Here is an 18,185-nt window from a genome sequence, read left to right as displayed (position 1 = left end):
CTTATCGGCGGGTACTGCCGGGAAACTTCTGCTCTTGAAAATCGTTGGCAATAGCAGTCATTTCTTCTTCAGAAAGGGTGCCAAACAGGCTCATATTGTTGGAACCCATCATCCACTGAAAGGAGTTATAGGGTGGGCCGATATACATCAGTGCTTCCGAGCCATCCGCCAGCTTTACGGTGCTCATATCACGAAGCATGGCCCCTTCAATTTTCTCCCCAGGCATGACATGGACATAATCAAACTGGATGATCTCATCCTCTATGCTCTTGCCTTCACTGGTATATTGAACTCTCATTTGTGTGGACTCATAATAATCGTCTGGATTTACAGGGTTTTCAGTATCGAGCACGAGTTCGAATTTGACCTTGTTGAATCGCTCGGGAATGGCATTGGATAACAGAAAGTCACCCATGAACCCATCGCGTGCAATCTCTTCTGTAACAAGTACTGGACGAAGCAGGTGGCTCGATAACTCATACGAAGGTGTATTAAGAGCTTCTTCTTCTTGTACTTTAAGAATGTCGTCTAAGCTGGTTTCCGGTGGTGGAGGCGTTTTGGCTGTTGACGGATCAGCCCCAAGATGGGTCGTACGATCCTCGATGATAATGGATTTCATGCCATTGCCCCAATCCTTGATGGATTGCACGAATGGGGATACCGCTTGCGTACCAGACGGCAGGCTGAAAATAACGGCCCCGATGGTCACGGAAGCAGCTACGACAACGGAAAGCCGCAAGGTACGTATTCTTTTTTTACGTAAACCGATTCTGTTAATTTCCCTATGTACCTTCTGCCAGGATTGCTGCATGGATTCGGTATGGGAGGAGGAAGGGGCAGAGACGGCCTGATGAAAAGCTTCATCAAAAGCCAGATCAAACGCAGCATCGAAATACTCGTCTTCCAGATCTGAGTCGAATTGCTCCACATGCTTATCGGACTTGCCTTTGCTCAATGCTTCCACCCCATTCCTTATGTAATTTCTTCTTGATACTGCCACGGGCTCTAAATAAGCGTTGCTTCACAATGTCTTCGGAGGTATCCAGCAGTTCGGCCATCTCCCGATAGGAGAGACCTTCTTTCCACCGTAACTCCACCAGTACACGATATTCCGGTTTGAGCTGTTCGAGATAATTTTCAATGGACTCTTGCATCATCTGCGTTTCTACCATGCTTTCCACGGAAGCTGCGGTCTGATTCATCGTCTCCATATCTATAAAAACACTATCCGTATCCACTTGGTTACGGTTATTTTTATTTTTTCTCAGATAATTAATAGCTGTGTTCCGCGTGACGACCTTGAGCCAGGCTTTTAGTTTGACCTCGTCTTCGAAAATGGGTTTGTTTTTGATGATTTTAATAAAAGCTTCCTGAATAATATCTTCTGCTGCAGTACGCTCCTTGATGATATAAACGATAAGACCATGTACCATATTATAATATTCATAATACACTTCTTCCTGAAGTGCAGAGCCTAAATTATGGAAATCTGAGGCGAGTAGTAACTGAAGCCGATTGGCCATGATGTTCTCCTTTCTGGTGAACAATCCACAAACATTGGTATCATTACATTTTACAACATAATATGGAAACGATACAATGGGAGGTTGGTCCGAGAAAAACCAGATGAGGAGAGCGTATGTAGCCTCTGGGACAGTTTGCTGAAAATTAATAAAAGGCCGTCTCGCCAACCATGAACACATGGTTGCAAGACAGCCTTTGCTACTGTTTAGTGGAAATACATTACGGGGGAGAACTCATCCGTAACCGTTAGAATGCCCAATCTCCCTTAAGGAAGATAGCTTCAGGTTCGCCGTTTGCCGTGATACCGTAGATGTCCGTCTCGGGAGAGCCCATCATGAAGTCCACATGAGTGATACTGGTGTTCATACCGCGAGCGGCAAGTTCTTCGGAAGACATCGTCTTGCCACCTTGGATATTAGATGCATAGGAACTGCCGATCGCAAGGTGACAGGAGGCATTCTCATCATACAACGTGGTGTAATACAAGATACCGCTCTCAGAAATCGGGGAATGGAAGGGAACCAGAGCCACTTCGCCAAGAAAATGCGAACCTTCATCCATGGAGATGAGTCTTTCGAGCGTATCCTGACCTTCCTCCGCATGAAAATCAATAATGCGTCCATTCTCGAAGGTGAGTGAGAAACGATCAATGATGCTTCCACCATAACTGAGCGGTTTGGTGCTGGATACTGTACCGTTGACACCAAGTTTGGCTGGAGCTGTGTATACTTCCTCTGTCGGGATATTGGCGACAAAAGGGGTACCTTGCTCATTCACGCTACCTGCCTGCGCCCAGATATGTCCTTCTGGAAGCTCAACCGTCAGATCCGTTCCCGGAGAGAGGAAGTGCAGTGCTTGATACTTCTTGTTGTTCAATGCAACGGCCTTGGTCTCCAATCGTTCAATATGCTGTTCCCAAGCCGCTACAGGGTCCTCTAGATCAGCTCTTACCGCAGCGAAAATGGCTTCCCACAGCTGGCTAACCTGCTCAGCTTCCGGCAGATCCGGGAATACTTTAGCTGCCCAATCGGGCGAAGGACAAGCTACACCCGTCCAGCTCATTTTATCAGCCTGTTGATACTGACGGTACTTGGCCATCGCCTGACCAAATGTACGCTGATGGGTCGAGATTCGCTCCGGGTCAATGCCTTTCATCAGGTCTGGGCTGGATGACAATACCGTCAGGAAGGCTGCATTATTGGCCGCCAGTTCTTCAAGCTCCGCCGCATGCCATTTCGGTGGCTCTTGGAAGGATTTCTCAGGGGCCATCTCAAACCGCAATCGATTGACGGTTTCATCTCCGTATTTTACAATAACCTGCTTGGCGCCAGCTTCGTACCCTTTGCGCACCAGCAGGCGTACGAATTCAGCGGTATCAATCATCGCACTGATGACAAATACTTGCCCTGGTTGTACGTTAGCGCCTACTTTTACAGCAAGTTCAGCGTAACGATCCAGTTTTTGTTCAAAACTTAACATATACGTTCCCTCCAATGATTGAATTTTAAATCTGTTGACGCAGGAAAAGAGAGGAGTAATCTCCTCTCTCCTAATCACATCAAACGGGATTAAAATGCCCAGTTTCCTTGCAGGAAGATCGGCTCTTCCGTGCCTTCGGAAGTTACACCGTGGATGTTCATTTCTCCAGATCCAATCATGAAGTCTACATGAGTGAGACTGGAGTTCATGCCACGTTCAATCAACTCTTCTTTGGACATCGTTTTACCACCTTCCAAACAGAAGGCATAGGCATTACCGATCGCCAAATGGTTGGAGGCATTTTCATCAAACAAGGTATTGTAGAACAGAATATTCGTATCGGAAATCGGTGACTGATGTGGAACGAGGGCTACTTCACCCAGATAGTGTGCACCTTCATCCATCTCGATTAGGTTTTTGAGCGCATCCAGTCCCTGCTCAGCGGTGTAATCTACGATTCGACCGTTCTCAAATGTAAGGGAAAATCCGTCAATCAGGTTGCCGCCGTAGCTCAGTGGTTTCGTGCTGCGTACTGTGCCGTTAACACCTGTTTTCAGTGGAGCTGTGAATACTTCTTCGGTAGGCATATTGGCAATAAAGACATGTCCTTGCTCATTCACACTTCCACCGGATACCCAGATATGGCCTTCTGGAAGTTCGATCGTCAGGTCTGTGCCTGGAGCTGTATAGTGAAGCTTCTTGTATTTCTTGTTGTTCAGTAGATCAGCGCGGGAATCGAGGTTTTGCAAATGGGTTTTCCATTCGGCAACAGCATCCTGTTCACCGATCCGTACTGTTTTGAAAATAACGTCCCACAGGCGATCCACTTGTTGTGCTTCCGGCAGATCCGGGAACACTTTAGCTGCCCATTCAGGAGAAGGAACGGCTACGATGGACCAGCTGAATTTGTCAGCCATCTGATAAGAACGATATTTTTCGAGCGCTTTGCCGCGCACTTTTTGGCTAGTAATAATTCGTTCCTGAGCTACACCGTTCAGCAGATCTGGATTCTCAGCGATGACGTGCAGAATAGCGGCACCTTCTTCAACGAGTTCAGTCATTTCAGCTGCAAACCATTTCGGTTCAATAGAGAAGGCTTCATCAGGGGCAAGATCGTAATGAAGACGTGTAACGGATTCATCGCTCCAGTTTACTTTAACCAATTTGGCGCCTTTACCGTAAGCGGCTTTGACGATTAGTCTTACAAAATGCGCTGCCGAGATTGGAGCGTTAACCACGAGCGTTTGTCCAGGGTGGACATTGACACCGACTTGAACAGCCAGTTCAGCATATTGCTGCAGATTCGTTTCAAAAGTATTCATGCTATTTTTTCCTCCAATGTGATAATAATATCGTAGCTTGTTGGCTATTATAGATGTTGTTCAAACACGTATTATAGTCCTCATTACAACGATGTAAGGACTCAGAAGAGTTCCTTCATTGAATAAGGTATACGTTGCTACGTTATATATTGTACAATTAACCAATAATAATTACCAAACTAGGTTTACCAGAAATGTTGGAGACCTGCTGTAAATGAAAGATTAAAGGAGAGAATGATTGTGAATATTGAAATTATAAGTGCTGAAATGCGCCGTGAAGGTGAAAAAGGATACGTGGGAAATACCGTTTACCGCACAGAAGGCGAAAAGTCAGTATATGAGATTACCTTCATGAGCAAGAACGGAAAAGACTGGGACTATAGCTTGCATTTCACGGAGCAATCCGGAGATGAAGATGAGTTGCTTCGTATGGACGAGCTGCTTGAGAATGATGACGATGTGTACAATCAATTGCTCGATGCCGCTTTGGAGGCCTATCCGGCTTAACTGGCTGAGATATTCTTGTTCTATTGTGTCGTGTCGATGACTATACTAGACGGTGTATGCCCGAAACAGGGTGTATACCGTCTATTTTATTGGAAATATTGAATAGATGATCCAGAAAAGGGAAGTCTACGAGATGAATGGAACCAGAGAGACAATCCGCCTAATGGGAGGTAACCGTGAATGGCATCTGACAATCTGATTACAGAAGGGTTGACGGGGCTTGAAGAAGTCGCGCCCGATATTCTCAGTCTGCGTACACTATTCGTTAATGTCGTGTTCATCGGAGAGCCAGGAAGCAGGAACTGGGTCCTCGTGGACACCGGAATGGCGAGGTTCACGGATCATATTGTTCAGGTTGCAAGCGAACGTTTTCAAGGTCCGCCATCTGCGATCATATTGACACATGGTCACTTCGACCATGTAGGAACCGTTATTGAACTGGAACAATTCTGGGGTGTACCTGTGTATGCGCACCCGCTTGAAATTCCATATTTGACGGGATTGAAAGATTACCCTCCGGCGGACCCTTCTGTAGGTGGAGGTCTAATGTCCAGATTGTCATTCGCTTATCCCAATGAGGCAATCAATCTGGATGATCGGATATTCAGTCTGCCGAAAGATCATTCCGTTCCAGGCGTATCGGGATGGGAATGGGTGCACACGCCAGGTCACACACCTGGACATGTGTCACTGTTTCGGGAAGCGGATCGTTTGCTGATTGCAGGGGACGCGATCATTACGGTGAAGCAGGAATCGCTGTGGAGTGTGTTACTTCAGGACAAACAGTTGCATGGCCCGCCGTCCTATTTCACAACCGATTGGCAGGCTGCACATCAATCTGTTCAGCATATAAGGCATCTGGAGCCGAAACTTGCCATTACTGGGCATGGGCATGCCTTGAGCGGAGATATGCTAAGTGAATCCCTCAAGCAGCTTGATCTGGACTTTGAAGAGAGCACCGTGCCGGATCACGGCAAATATGTAGATTAATTGAACCATAATAAGAATGGTGACAGAGACAGCCGCAGCCGTTTGCAGCTGTCTTTTTCATGTCTTTTTTGAGGCTCAATCATGAATTTGTTCTCTATCATAGATTGGTATTTTGTGCCCGGGCATGATATAGTCGAGCCGTATAATATAACCTTAGTATGCAGGAGGTACATATAACGATGACACAGCAAAATGCAGCATTCGAAGAACAATTTGGAGGGATTCCGGCCGTCTGGCTTCGTTTTAATCAATTTGAAGCGGCAGTTATTCCAAGCGTGGGTGCCAACCTCGTTGCTTTCCGTGATACAGAAAAGGGATTCCGTTACTTGAGAGAGCCGAATCAGGATCAGATGGATGAGTTTATGGCTGCACCTGCGGTCTATGGAATTCCGATTCTTTCTCCGCCGAACCGTTATGAGGATGGTCGTTTCCCCTGGAATGGTAAAGTCTATCAATTGCCTGTGAATGAACCGGCTACAGGTAACCATCTGCATGGATTCTTGCATGATGCCGAGTGGAAGGTTGAGGGATATGGTTCTGACCAGTTGGAGAGTTATGTGCTGCTTAGCCAGGACGTGAAAGAAGGACATACATTCCATCAGTACCTGCCGTTTACGTTCACGGTAACGCTTCGTTACTCTTTGAGTAGCCAAGGACTTCAGCAGCAATTGATCGTTCGCAATAACGGGAACGAATACATGCCTAACCTGTTTGCATTCCACACGGCGATCGCTGTACCGTTCGCACCGGACAGTCAATCCTCGGATTACACGGCCAAAATTACGATTGGACAACGCCGTGAATTGAATGAACGTTCGCTGCCAACCGGACAATTTCAACCGCTTACACCTGAGGAAGAACAATTGAAGAAAGACGGGGTTAGTCCGTTCTTTGCGGCCATGGATAATCACTACACGGCAGTACCTCAGAATGGCCGTAACTATATGGAACTTACAGATCATCGTACTGGAGACAAACTGGTATATGATGTGGGTACATCGTACAAGCATTGGATGATCTGGAACAATAACATGGGCGGCGAATTCTTCTGTCCTGAACCACAGATGAACCTGGTTAATGCCCCGAATGTTGAAGGCATCCCGGCGGAAGAAATCGGATTGATCGGTCTGGAGCCAGGTGAACTGTTCGAACAGACTAGCCGACTGTATCCCATTGCGTCACAAAAATAAATTCACGTTCATTTTGCGCTACGCTTACAATTTTGTCGAAAAGGTGAAAACCTGCTCGTAAATCATGTATAATATGACGAGATACACAAGCTTTGTAGAGACCCAAACCATCTTTTTGGAGGAGGACAAGCAAGTGGAATACCGCATTGAGAGAGATACGTTAGGCGAAATGAAAGTACCAGCCGACAGGCTGTGGGGAGCTCAGACGCAGCGCAGCAAGGAGAACTTTCCGATTGGCAGTGAACATATGCCGATGGAAGTTATACGTGCCCTTGCCATTTTGAAAAAAAGTGCTGCGGCCAGTAACCATAAATTAGGTAAATTATCTGCGGCCAAGTCCGATGCCATTGCTTATGCAGCAGACGAGATTATTGCAGGTCGAATTGATGACCATTTCCCACTGGTTGTGTGGCAGACTGGAAGCGGAACGCAATCCAACATGAACGTGAACGAAGTCATTGCTAATCTGGGTAACCAACTCCTGGAGCAGAAGGGCAAGGAAGAGCGTCTGCATCCAAATGATGACGTGAACATGTCCCAGAGCTCTAACGACACATTCCCAACGGCTCTGCATGTCGCAGGTGTTCTGGCTGTTGAGGATCAACTTTTGCCAGCAATCGCGGTATTGAAAGCCACTTTTGCAGACAAGTCGGATGCATTCAAGGATATTATCAAAATTGGACGTACCCACCTCCAGGATGCAACACCGATTACGCTCGGTCAGGAGATTAGTGGTTGGGAAGCCATGTTGGGCAAGAGCGAGCGTATGATTCGTGAAAGTGTGCAGTACCTGAAGGAACTTGCCATCGGCGGTACAGCTGTGGGAACCGGAATCAATGCTCATCCGGACTTCGGGGACTTCACTGCCAAGGAGATTGGCAAGCATACAGGTAAAGATTTTGTATCTGCACCAAACAAATTCCATGCACTTACGAGTCATGATGAAGTTGTGTATGCGCACGGTGCGGTTAAAGCGCTTGCAGCTGATTTGATGAAAATCGCCAATGATGTTCGCTGGTTAGCCAGTGGCCCCCGCAGTGGATTGGGAGAAATCCGTATTCCGGAGAATGAGCCAGGCAGCTCCATTATGCCAGGTAAAGTCAACCCAACTCAGAGCGAGGCTATTACCATGGTGGTTACGCAGGTCATGGGGAATGATGCAGCGATTGGATTCGCGGCGAGTCAGGGTAATTTTGAACTGAATGTATTCAAACCGGTTATCATCTATAACTTCCTGCAATCCGTGCAACTGCTGGCGGACTCCATTATTGCGTTTAATGACAAGTGTGCCGTAGGCATCGAGCCTAACCTGGATCAGATTGAACATAATCTGAACAATTCGCTTATGCTGGTTACCGCGCTTAATCCGCATATTGGTTATGAGAATGCAGCCAAAATTGCAAAGCTTGCGCATAAAGAAGGTTTGTCTTTGAAACAGGCGACGTTACAAACAGGCCTGCTTACGGAAGAGCAATTTGATCAATATGTCGATCCAGCTAAAATGATCGCTCCAAAGGCCTAAAATCAGCATGAATGAGTAATATAGATCGATGAAGATGACGACCTGCATAAGCAGGTCGTTTTTCTAATACAAATGGATGAACTTAAAGCTTGTCAGACTATACGTATACATATAAACTACATATGCAACTGTTTTAATGTACGTGAATGGGATTCGTATATATTTGGAGGTTTCCGCGTTGTCAAAAACGAGAAGATTTACGATACGCTCCAAAATTCTATTGGGCTATCTTGTGGTTGTAGTTTTATTTGGTGCTGTTTTGTTAGTGCTTACAGCCCAAATTAATGTGTTACAGAAGGAAAATGATTTTATCAGCCATCATGATCTGGAAGTACATAATCTGACCAACGCGATTGAAAAAAATGTCTTGAACATGGAAACAGGACAGCGTGGATTCATGATTACAGGCAATGAAAGTTACCTGGAGCCTTATTCCCAAGGCCTCTCCCAATGGAGTTCCAACTATGATCAGTTGAATGCTCTCATAAGTGACAATCCTTCACAGCAGCAGAGTCTGCAAAATATCAAATCACATATTACACGCTGGATTGAGATCGCTGGGGAACCGTCCGTAAACTTGAAAAAGCAAGGGGATCAAGCACAGGTAATTGCATTCTTCCAATCTGATCCTGGTAAAACGGAAATTGATTTGTTGAGATCCCAGCTCGCGACCTTCCGTAGCACCGAAATTGCTCTGACGGAAGCAAGGGTAACTGATCTTGCCGCACGCAGTTCCACACTGCTGACAATTATGTATACGCTCTGGGGTGTTATTGCAGCATTATCAATCACCGCTGCGATCGTAATCTCAGGGAATATTGTCAAAACGTTACGAGATGTCATGCACACGATCAGTGATATTTCTAAAGGTGGAAACCTGAAGCAGCGAATTCAGGTGCGTACACGTGACGAAGTGGGTGATCTGGGGAATGAAACGAACAAGTTGCTGGATGAAGTGCAGGAACAGAATCGAATCAAGGATCAGATTACGGGCATTGCCACACTTTTGCAGAACCCGACCAATCTAGAGGGATTGTCACGCTTGTTCCTGAACGAACTTGCCATTCTTTTTGAAGTGCCTTATAGCGTCCTATATTATTTGAAAGACAATCGACTGCTGCGCGTGGCTGCATATGCTGCGGATGGAGAGAAAGAACGTTCGCTCGGTAAAGTGTCGCTTGCCCCGGGTGAGGGACTTGTCGGACAAAGTGCTGTCGAGAAGCGAGTCTTGCGCATGAATGACTTGCCTCAAAACTATATCCGAATCTCGTCGGGTCTCGGACATGCATCTGCCACATCACTTACCGTTGTGCCGGTCCTGTTCGAAGGCAGAACGATTGCGGTAATTGAACTCGCGTCAATGAATCCGCTGCAAGAGAATGACATGAAGCTGATGCAAGAACTTACTGAGATTTTCGGTGTTTCACTACACTCTACCGTCACTCGTATGGAATTACAGCAATTGTACGATGAGTCACAAGTTTTGAATGAAGAGTTACAGGCGCAATCAGAGAAACTTCAGGCTCAGACCGAAGAGATGCTGTCTCAGACAGAGGAGCTGCAAATGCAGACCGAAGAGCTTCATATGCTTAATGATCGACTGGAAATACAAAAGAGTGCTGCAGAGACATCAGCCAATGAACTTTCGGTTGTGGCGGATCAGTTACGAACGAGCTCGGGGTACAAATCCGAATTCTTGGCGAACATGTCCCATGAACTGCGGACACCGCTCAACAGCATGTTGATTTTATCTGAAATATTGTCTGAAAATAAAAATCAACACTTGAATAGTGAAGAGCAGAACTATGCTTCAGTCATTCACAAATCAGGCAAAGACCTGCTTAATCTGATCAATGATATTCTCGATCTATCCAAGGTGGAAGCCGGGCAGATGGAAGTGGATTTCGATGATGTTTACCTGGGCAGTCTGCCTGAAATCATGAATCAGTATTTCCTGAAAACAGCTGAGCAGAAAAGAATAGATTTCCGGATTCAGCTCCAAAGTCCTTTGCCGGAAACCATCGTGACCGATGAGATGAGATTGCATCAGATTCTCCGAAATCTGCTCTCGAACGCATTCAAGTTCACCAGTGAGGGTGAAGTTGCCTTAACCATCTCCAGAATGAGTCTGGCGAACCCTGAGGCGAAAGGCCAAGAAACAGACGTGATTGCTTTCTCCGTCAGTGATACAGGGATCGGGATTGCAGATAATAAACTTCTGCAGATCTTCGATGCTTTCAAACAGGCGGATGGAGCTACAGCGCGTAAATACGGGGGGACCGGGCTGGGCTTGTCCATCTCTCAATCGCTTGCGACCCTGTTAGGTGGTTCAATCTCGGCAACAAGCCGTGAAGGACATGGCAGTGTGTTCACGCTGTTCCTGCCGCTGCGAAGAGATGAACCTGAGACGATGCAAGCATCTCGGCTGTTCCTGAATGAGGTGGCTAGCACCACACCTGAGATCAACAAACTTCCTTCATTGACCACAGCTCCATCGGACGTGTTATTAACACCTCTGGAAGAAGCGTTGCTCAGCGGACGCCAAGTGCTTGTCGTTGATGATGATATACGTAATGTATATGCCCTGGCTAACGCCCTTGAGCAATACGGCATGAATGTCATTTCAGCGCAGAACGGATACGAGTGTCTGGAATTGTTGGAGCGTGGAGGAGTCAAACCTGATATTATCATGATGGATATCATGATGCCGGAACTGGATGGTTATGAGACAACTCGCCAGATCCGTGAACGGCTTGGTCTGACTCAGCTTCCGATTATTGCGCTGACAGCCAAGGCCATGAAAGAGGATCGGGAGAAATGTATTGCAGCAGGTGCTTCGGACTATCTCAGCAAGCCACTGAATATCAAAGATGTATTATCCCGTATGAAATTATGGATCAATCACGAAACATTGGAAATCTGATATGAAACCTATGCCGATTACAGGAGAGTGCGCTGTAATTAGGTCATAGGTTTTATTTTTTTTGCGTGTAAGCTTTATTCTGGAATTTGATGTTATAATACTTAACAATAAACAAAAATAAATGGATGAATATAGATTTAATTAGAAGGATAATCCAGAATTTAGTCTGTAGAAACGACAATAACACGATTTAGTGTTATATATATGGGAGGTAGTGTCCATGCAACTTACGGTCAAAGAGGCTTTACAGGTATACCCGTTGTCAGAGGCCAAACTGGTTGCGGGTGGAGAAGGGACTTCACGGATGATGAAATCCGTTAACGTCATGGACGCTCCTGATATCGCGGATTGGATCAAATCCGGAGAAATGCTGTTCACCACCGCTTTTATTATGAAAGACAGTGAGACGGATGCACTACGTTTGATGCGACGCTTGAATGAACGCGGCTGTGCAGGACTCGGCATCAAGCTGGGACGCTTCTGGCAGTCCATTCCCCAAGGCATTGTCGAGGAAGCCGATCGACTTCGGTTACCGCTGCTTGAGCTTCCTTTTCAATTCACTTTTTCCGATCAGATGAATGCCTTGTTCAAGGCTGAACATGAACGCAGTAACCGATTACTGCATGAGGTCGTGCAGAAACAGAAGAAATTAATGCAGTTTGCGCTGCAACAGCAGCCGCATCGGAATGTGTTCGCGGAACTAGCCACGGTACTGAACTATCCGCTTGCCGTCATTGGATCTCGTGGACATGTGCTCTATGGCAGTGAAGGCATTGCAGGGGATGCCGTAACTCAAGGCTGGCCTTGGAAATCTGTCATGCACCGAGTGAAATGGAATCAAGGGAGCTGTCATCGCGTACCGATTAAGCAGAATGATGAAGAGTACGGATCGTTGCTTGTGTTTACGGATTCAGCCCTATCGCTTCGAGCAGAAGAAGAGCTGTTTCAGCAGGCTGCTGATGTGCTGGCATTCTATATGGATATGACTTATCGTGAGCATATTAACCCGACTGTGCAGGATGAGATGCGTACACTGCTTTCACAGTATTTGGATAACAAAATGACCGTTCAGGAATTAACCACCATGAGTGAGAACAAAGGTGTACATCTGTTCCAGGGCACCTATCAGTGCGTATTGATTACGCTTGAGCCAACCATGTTTGCCGAGGGAAAGCTGCTTAAACAGATTCATCGCGAGTTGCAATACAATCCACTGATGCAATTCACGGCCTCGCAGCATTTTCAGATCGAGGATGGCATTCTATCCATCTATACCTGTCCAACAGGGCGAGATTATGGAGAGGAGCTGTCGAGTTTTCTGTTGAACCGGTTCGGTGATGTTCTGGCAGCACAAGAAGCGAAAGGGGCACCGGCTCCGCGCTTCTGGATCAGCAAAATGAAGCATGAGCCCAAATCACTTCGTGAAGCGTACCAGGAGTGTCTGGATACACGACAACTGGCTCGTCGGTTCGGCATGAAAGATCGTGCGCTGCAATTTGAAATGCTCGAATTTGCCTATGTGTTCCAACACGTACCGGATAACATCATGGAGAACTATTGCAATAAAGTACTTGAACCGTTACTTGCCAGGGATGGTGATCCCAATCAGGTGCTGATGAATACATTGGAGTCCTTTATCGAGAATGACGGACTGATCAATGAAGCTGCCAAGCAACTGTTTGTGCACCGGAACACGGTCACCTATCGGATGGAGAAAGTCGGCAGCTTACTGCAAATGGACTTTAAAAAGACAAATGATCTGCTTAAGTTAAAGCTGGTATTCACCTTCCGCAAGTTTGTGCGGGACAAAGTAGCTGCAAGACCCCACAATGTTCAACTCTAGATCGCACATTGTGCATCATGACAATACTGACAATACTACCTGGCCAGACCCCCAAGAACCGCATTCCCTTGATGGAGTGCGGTTTGTTCATGTTTGAGGACAACAAAAGCTGATCTTCCCGTGCATAGCAAACAAATCACAACTCTGATGTTATGTTATATTACAAAATTGCGTAAATATTGTTGTCGCGACATTGAACGACACTTAGAATGAAGAACAATAATCTACAACAGACCGGAGGTTCTAACATGAGCGACTTAATTAAACTTGTTAACAACTGGTCTATCACGCAGTTCGTGCATACGTTTGGCGGCTTATTTGAGGAATCACCATGGGTGGCTGAGCGTTCCGGGCTTTCACGACCTTTCGATTCATTTGAACAGATGATGAATGTGATGAAGAAGGTGGTTCAGGCATCAGATGACCAGGTGAAGTTGCAACTGCTTCGAAATCACCCGGATCTTGGAGCGCGAATCAGCATGAGCAGCAACTCTGTTCAAGAACAGGCTGGTGCAGGGCTTGATTCACTGTCACGGGAACAATACAACGAACTTCTACAATTAAACAAAGCATATACAAGCCAATTTGGCTTTCCATTCATATTGGCTGTAAAAGGCCATACTGCAAGTTCCATCCTCGAATCCATGAGGCAACGTCATCGTCGAGGCAGGGAAGAAGAATTCGAGACTGCTTTGAAGGAAGTATTCAAAATTGCGGGCATTCGTTTGGAGCAGTGGCTCGCACAGATCGGTCATGAACATGAATTTGTGAGCAAGCCAGCCGCCGTACAGCAGCGAACCATGTATTACGGCAAAGGGGATGTGTGGATGTACCGTTCCTACGCCAAGCCGTTGACGGGGATACAGTCCATTCCGGAATCTCCGTTTATGGGACGCAGCAATATTCTGTTTGGATTGAACATTAAGGTCGCTGTGCAGGGAGATGAATTCTTGCCTTCTTTTGCAGAAGGGGATAATTCGCTGGTGATGGCAACCGATTCGATGAAGAATTTCATTCTTAGACATGCAGCGGATTACACAGGGGCGACGGTGGAAGGGTTTCTTGCGCTGGTAAGTCGGCGTTTCCTGGAGACCTATCCGCAGATGAGCAAGGTTCAGATGACAGCGGACCAGATTCCTTTTGAAGATATACCGATTGGATTGGAAGGGAATTACCGACCGAGTGCACTCGTATTCCGTTATTCGCAGAATGATCGGGCGACGGCTGCCATAGAGGCAGAACGAACAGGAGACTCAATTGAACTAAGCAACCATTTCAGTGGTGTAGCCGATCTCAGACTGATCAAGGTCAAAGGCAGTGAATTTGCCGGATTTATGCAGGATGAATATACCACTCTTCCAGAGACATGGGATCGACCGTTATTTATTTTCCTGAACATCAATTGGCGTTATGAGGACCCGAGAGATGGTATAGATGATCAGCGTGGACGGTATGTAGCAGCGGAACAGGTCAGAGATTTGGCTGCTGCGGTATTTCATGAGTGTCGATCCGCTTCCATTCAACATCTGATCTATCAGATGGGTCAAAGACTGTTACGTCGATTCGAGCAGCTTAGTGAAGTGTCATTTGAATCCAACAATCGGACCTGGGAGACGGTGCTGGAGGAAGTGAAAGAGGGGGAAGGCAAAGTATTTACCGAGCCGAGACCGCCATATGGATTCCAGGGTTTCTCGATGACAAGAGATGATCTGGAAACAGACGGCCGTGACTCCGGGAAAGCAGGTGACGTTTAATGTCGATGTCTGAAGGACGAATTACAACTCATGTACTGGATACATCCAAAGGTGTGCCTGCTGCGGGTGTTCGGATCGAGCTGTATACCCTGAAGAGGGATGGAGAGCAGGAAAGCAAGACAAAAGTTGCGGAGTCGGTGACCAATGCGGATGGACGTTTGGATACGCCGCTGCTGGATGGAGGTAAGCTGGAGCGAGCGATATATGAGATTCAATTCCATGTCGAGAGTTATTACGCACAGCGTTCGTTGGAGGAGCTGGGCCAGGCATTATGGACGATTGTTCCGATTCGTTTTGCCGTATCTGATGCCTCAAGCCATTACCATATTCCGTTATTGATTGCTCCAGGAGGTTACAGTACATACCGGGGAAGCTGAACATGCACACATCTGGTTCTGATTCAGGGGGAGGGTCATTCATATGACAACATTTGATACCATCATCCGGGGGGCCCGGGTGGTGCTGAAAGATCGGGTAGAGCAACTGGATATTGGCATTACTGGTGAAAAAATAACAGAAATATCCACGGGGCTGACCGCTGGCGAAGCGACTCGGATCATAGAAGCTGAGGGGCTTACAGTGATGCCGGGCGTGGTGGACATTCATGTACACTTCAATGAACCCGGACTCGCCAGTTGGGAAGGATTCCGGTCTGGATCGGCATCCCTTGCCGCAGGGGGAATCACAACCTATGTCGATATGCCGCTTAACGGCGTACCACCAACCACAAGGCCGGACGCATGGGAAATAAAAAAGAAAGCAGCCGCAGACCAGTCGTATGTTGATTATGCCTTCTGGGGAGGCTTGGTTCCCGGCAATCGTAAGGAACTTGCTCCACTGTCACGATTGGGTGCAGCCGGATTCAAGGCATTTATGTCCGAGCCGGGTGGAGAAGGGGAAGATATCTTTGCCAGAGCCGATGACCATACGCTACTGGACGGAATGAATGAAATCGCAAAATTAAACCGTGTGCTGGCACTTCATGCAGAGGACGAAAGCATGGTTGCCGAACTCGGCACGAAAAGCATCGCTGAGGGAAAGACTGAACCGATGGACTATGTCCAGTCGCGTCCTGTGGAAGCTGAAGTCGTCGCGGTTGCCCGAGCGTTGAAATATGGTGAACAGACCGGGTGTGCGCTGCATTTTGTGCATATTAGTACCCGGGAAGCACTGGATTTGATAGCAGCGGCTAAACGGCGTGGGCAGGACGTCACTTCGGAGACATGCCCTCATTATCTGACACTGACCGATCAGGATGTGGTCCGATTGGGTGCTGTAGCGAAATGCGCTCCACCGCTTCGCAGCTCATCTGAACAGGAGCAGTTATGGGATGCACTGACGTCAGGATTAATTGATGTTATTGCCTCAGACCATTCGCCATGTCCGCCATCCATGAAACAATCCGATAACTTTTTTGAAATCTGGGGCGGTATATCCGGAGCGCAAAGCACACTGCTGATCATGCTGGAGGACGGACATCTTCAGCGCAATATCGACCTCCCGTTACTCGGAAGAGTGCTCTCCCTGCAACCTGCCAGAAGGCTTGGTCTGGAGAGCAAAGGAGAGATTGCAGTTGGCAAGGATGCCGATCTCGTCCTGATTGACTGGGAGAAAAGCACAACCCTGAACACGGAGGATCTGCTCTATACGCATCAACAGAGCCCTTATGTGGGACGTACATTTAACTGCCGCATTGCAGACGTATTCTGTCGTGGGCAACGGGTGTATAACTCGGAATCCGGATTGTCTCCTGAACCTATTGGGCAGCACATTGCAGCCCACTCCTCTAGTCCCATCGAGGCGGGAACGGGGGAGACGCCATGACGGAGTCAGGAGTATACGGGTCATCCGGTACGAATAACGCACCTCTTCCTTTGCCGAATGTGGAACAGGTGGAGCTGCAAGCCATGCTTGAATGGCTGTCGACATATGGTGCGGATGCACAGGGTGGCGTTACACGACTGTTGTATGACTCGGCTTGGTGTGAAGCACAGGGTGCCCTTGCTGCCAAAATGCATGAGAAAGGGCTGTCTCCCGAATTTGACCAGTCCGGCAATCTGTATGGCACACTCCAGGGCGAAGGTAAGGAATCAGCGACGGGTGCTGAAGAATTACCGATTGTGACCGGATCACATATTGATTCTGTCGTGTATGGCGGCAAATATGATGGTGCTTACGGTGTGGTAGCGGGAGTTCTGGCATTGGAGTATTTACAGAAGCATTTCGGAGTACCGAAGCGCACACTTCAAGTGGTATCGCTATGTGAAGAAGAGGGAAGTCGCTTCCCTTTCGCGTATTGGGGTTCACGCAGTATAACAGGAATGACGACTCTGGAAGATGTAGAGCATTTGAAGGATCAAGATGGCGTTACCTTTGCACAAGCGATCCGCGATGCAGGCTTTGGACCTGATAGTGCATATAGACCCGCTGCGAAAAATTACGGTGCCTTTATTGAGCTTCACATTGAGCAAGGTCAGGTTCTGGAACGTCTTGGACATTCGATTGGAGTCGTATCCGATATCGTAGGTCAGAAGCGGTTCAGTATTACCGTCAGCGGAGAAGCAAATCACGCGGGGACGACGCCGATGTCTTGGCGCAAGGACGCACTTGCCGGAGCAGCCGAGATGATTGCTGAGGTAAGGAATATCGCATTGGAAGCTGGAGAACCACTGGTAGCCACAGTTGGGCGAATCACAGCCGATCCGGGTGTTGGGAATGTGGTTGCAGCACGGGCGGTGTTTTCACTGGATATCCGCCATATTCGGCAGGAAAGTATTGATCGCTGCTGGCAGGATATGCTTCAGGCGTTTAGTCGTATCGCAGCCGAGCAGCAGCTCGTATTGGACTGGGAAGAACATCTATCTGTCACGCCCATACCCATGAACGCGCAGATAATCTCGGACATTCAAGATATCTGTGAGCAGGAGCAATTGTCCTATTGGCCAATGCCAAGCGGTGCGGGACATGATTCGCAGATTTTCCAGCCTGCTTGTCCAACAGCTATGATCTTTGTGCCGAGCCAGGATGGTATTAGTCATAATCCACTTGAATATACAGCTGAAGCAGACCTGATGCGCGGTTTTCGGGTTCTGGTCCGGCTACTCTATAAATACGGTTACGGGAGTTGAATG

At 47.4% G+C, this 18,185-nt stretch carries 14 protein-coding genes; 10 read left to right on the top strand and 4 right to left on the bottom strand.

Translation table 11 applies throughout. The features are described from left to right. Nucleotide 1 precedes the first annotated feature (1 nt). From HF638_RS15270 to HF638_RS15255, 4 genes are all read right to left on the bottom strand, one after another. The gene (locus HF638_RS15270) at nucleotides 2-955 is read right to left on the bottom strand and encodes a hypothetical protein (RefSeq protein WP_169480974.1); all 954 of its coding nucleotides are present in this window, start codon (nucleotides 953-955) and stop codon (nucleotides 2-4) included. Beyond that, nucleotides 933-1,523: an RNA polymerase sigma factor gene (locus tag HF638_RS15265; protein WP_169480973.1), complete on the bottom strand. Its 591-nt coding sequence runs from the start codon at nucleotides 1,521-1,523 to the stop codon at nucleotides 933-935. The genes HF638_RS15270 and HF638_RS15265 overlap by 23 nt, the downstream gene beginning before the upstream one ends. A gap of 247 nt (nucleotides 1,524-1,770) precedes the next feature. Continuing rightward, nucleotides 1,771-3,003 carry an aminopeptidase gene (locus tag HF638_RS15260; RefSeq protein WP_169480972.1) on the bottom strand — a complete coding sequence of 411 codons (1,233 nt, stop codon included), beginning with the start codon at nucleotides 3,001-3,003 and terminating at the stop codon, nucleotides 1,771-1,773. Between the two features lie 89 nt (nucleotides 3,004-3,092). Next, nucleotides 3,093-4,325, bottom strand: a complete 1,233-nt coding sequence (locus HF638_RS15255) for an aminopeptidase (protein ID WP_169480971.1) — start codon at nucleotides 4,323-4,325, stop codon at nucleotides 3,093-3,095. Between the two features lie 240 nt (nucleotides 4,326-4,565). Here HF638_RS15255 and HF638_RS15250 point away from each other — a divergent pair, with 240 nt between their 5' ends. The 10 genes from HF638_RS15250 (at nucleotide 4,566) to HF638_RS15205 (ending at nucleotide 18,182) form a co-directional block, all read left to right on the top strand. Beyond that, on the top strand, nucleotides 4,566-4,832 hold the full coding sequence (locus HF638_RS15250) for a hypothetical protein (protein ID WP_348982110.1): 267 nt from the start codon (nucleotides 4,566-4,568) through the stop codon (nucleotides 4,830-4,832). Between the two features lie 180 nt (nucleotides 4,833-5,012). Beyond that, on the top strand, nucleotides 5,013-5,822 hold the full coding sequence (locus HF638_RS15245) for an MBL fold metallo-hydrolase (RefSeq protein ID WP_062834815.1): 810 nt from the start codon (nucleotides 5,013-5,015) through the stop codon (nucleotides 5,820-5,822). A 179-nt stretch (nucleotides 5,823-6,001) separates the two neighbouring features. After that, nucleotides 6,002-7,012 carry an aldose 1-epimerase gene (locus tag HF638_RS15240; protein ID WP_169480969.1) on the top strand — a complete coding sequence of 337 codons (1,011 nt, stop codon included), beginning with the start codon at nucleotides 6,002-6,004 and terminating at the stop codon, nucleotides 7,010-7,012. 133 nt (nucleotides 7,013-7,145) lie between these two features. Beyond that, the gene (gene fumC / locus HF638_RS15235) at nucleotides 7,146-8,534 is read left to right on the top strand and encodes a class II fumarate hydratase (protein ID WP_076250332.1); all 1,389 of its coding nucleotides are present in this window, start codon (nucleotides 7,146-7,148) and stop codon (nucleotides 8,532-8,534) included. A 178-nt stretch (nucleotides 8,535-8,712) separates the two neighbouring features. After that, on the top strand, nucleotides 8,713-11,457 hold the full coding sequence (locus HF638_RS15230) for a CHASE3 domain-containing protein (protein ID WP_248278165.1): 2,745 nt from the start codon (nucleotides 8,713-8,715) through the stop codon (nucleotides 11,455-11,457). A gap of 220 nt (nucleotides 11,458-11,677) precedes the next feature. Then, nucleotides 11,678-13,300: a PucR family transcriptional regulator gene (locus tag HF638_RS15225; protein ID WP_169480967.1), complete on the top strand. Its 1,623-nt coding sequence runs from the start codon at nucleotides 11,678-11,680 to the stop codon at nucleotides 13,298-13,300. A 248-nt stretch (nucleotides 13,301-13,548) separates the two neighbouring features. Beyond that, a complete protein-coding gene (pucL, locus tag HF638_RS15220; protein ID WP_169480966.1) occupies nucleotides 13,549-15,054 on the top strand; it encodes a factor-independent urate hydroxylase in 1,506 nt (501 codons plus the stop codon). Beyond that, nucleotides 15,054-15,431, top strand: a complete 378-nt coding sequence (gene uraH, locus HF638_RS15215; protein ID WP_169480965.1) for a hydroxyisourate hydrolase — start codon at nucleotides 15,054-15,056, stop codon at nucleotides 15,429-15,431. Before pucL ends, uraH begins: the two co-directional genes overlap by 1 nt. Before the next feature lie 43 nt (nucleotides 15,432-15,474). Further along, the gene (gene allB, locus HF638_RS15210; RefSeq protein WP_169480964.1) at nucleotides 15,475-16,878 is read left to right on the top strand and encodes an allantoinase AllB; all 1,404 of its coding nucleotides are present in this window, start codon (nucleotides 15,475-15,477) and stop codon (nucleotides 16,876-16,878) included. Then, nucleotides 16,875-18,182 (top strand): Zn-dependent hydrolase, encoded by a 1,308-nt coding sequence (locus HF638_RS15205; RefSeq protein ID WP_169480963.1) that lies wholly within the window; start codon nucleotides 16,875-16,877, stop codon nucleotides 18,180-18,182. The genes allB and HF638_RS15205 overlap by 4 nt, the downstream gene beginning before the upstream one ends. Nucleotides 18,183-18,185 lie beyond the last annotated feature (3 nt).

Origin of the sequence: Paenibacillus sp. SZ31 (genome assembly GCF_012912005.1) — a bacterium.
GTDB lineage: Bacteria > Bacillota > Bacilli > Paenibacillales > Paenibacillaceae > Paenibacillus.
The sequence above is the reverse complement of the archived record's forward strand: the minus strand, read 5'-3'. Positions and strand labels throughout refer to the sequence as shown.

Coding starts and splice junctions, on each gene's coding strand:
- HF638_RS15265 (WP_169480973.1), bottom strand. CDS start 1,523: ATGGCCAATCGGCTTCAGTTACTACTCGCCTCAGATTTCCATAATTTA.
- HF638_RS15260 (WP_169480972.1), bottom strand. CDS start 3,003: ATGTTAAGTTTTGAACAAAAACTGGATCGTTACGCTGAACTTGCTGTA.
- HF638_RS15255 (WP_169480971.1), bottom strand. CDS start 4,325: ATGAATACTTTTGAAACGAATCTGCAGCAATATGCTGAACTGGCTGTT.
- HF638_RS15245 (WP_062834815.1), top strand. CDS start 5,013: ATGGCATCTGACAATCTGATTACAGAAGGGTTGACGGGGCTTGAAGAA.
- HF638_RS15240 (WP_169480969.1), top strand. CDS start 6,002: ATGACACAGCAAAATGCAGCATTCGAAGAACAATTTGGAGGGATTCCG.
- HF638_RS15225 (WP_169480967.1), top strand. CDS start 11,678: ATGCAACTTACGGTCAAAGAGGCTTTACAGGTATACCCGTTGTCAGAG.
- pucL (WP_169480966.1), top strand. CDS start 13,549: ATGAGCGACTTAATTAAACTTGTTAACAACTGGTCTATCACGCAGTTC.
- uraH (WP_169480965.1), top strand. CDS start 15,054: ATGTCGATGTCTGAAGGACGAATTACAACTCATGTACTGGATACATCC.
- allB (WP_169480964.1), top strand. CDS start 15,475: ATGACAACATTTGATACCATCATCCGGGGGGCCCGGGTGGTGCTGAAA.
- HF638_RS15205 (WP_169480963.1), top strand. CDS start 16,875: ATGACGGAGTCAGGAGTATACGGGTCATCCGGTACGAATAACGCACCT.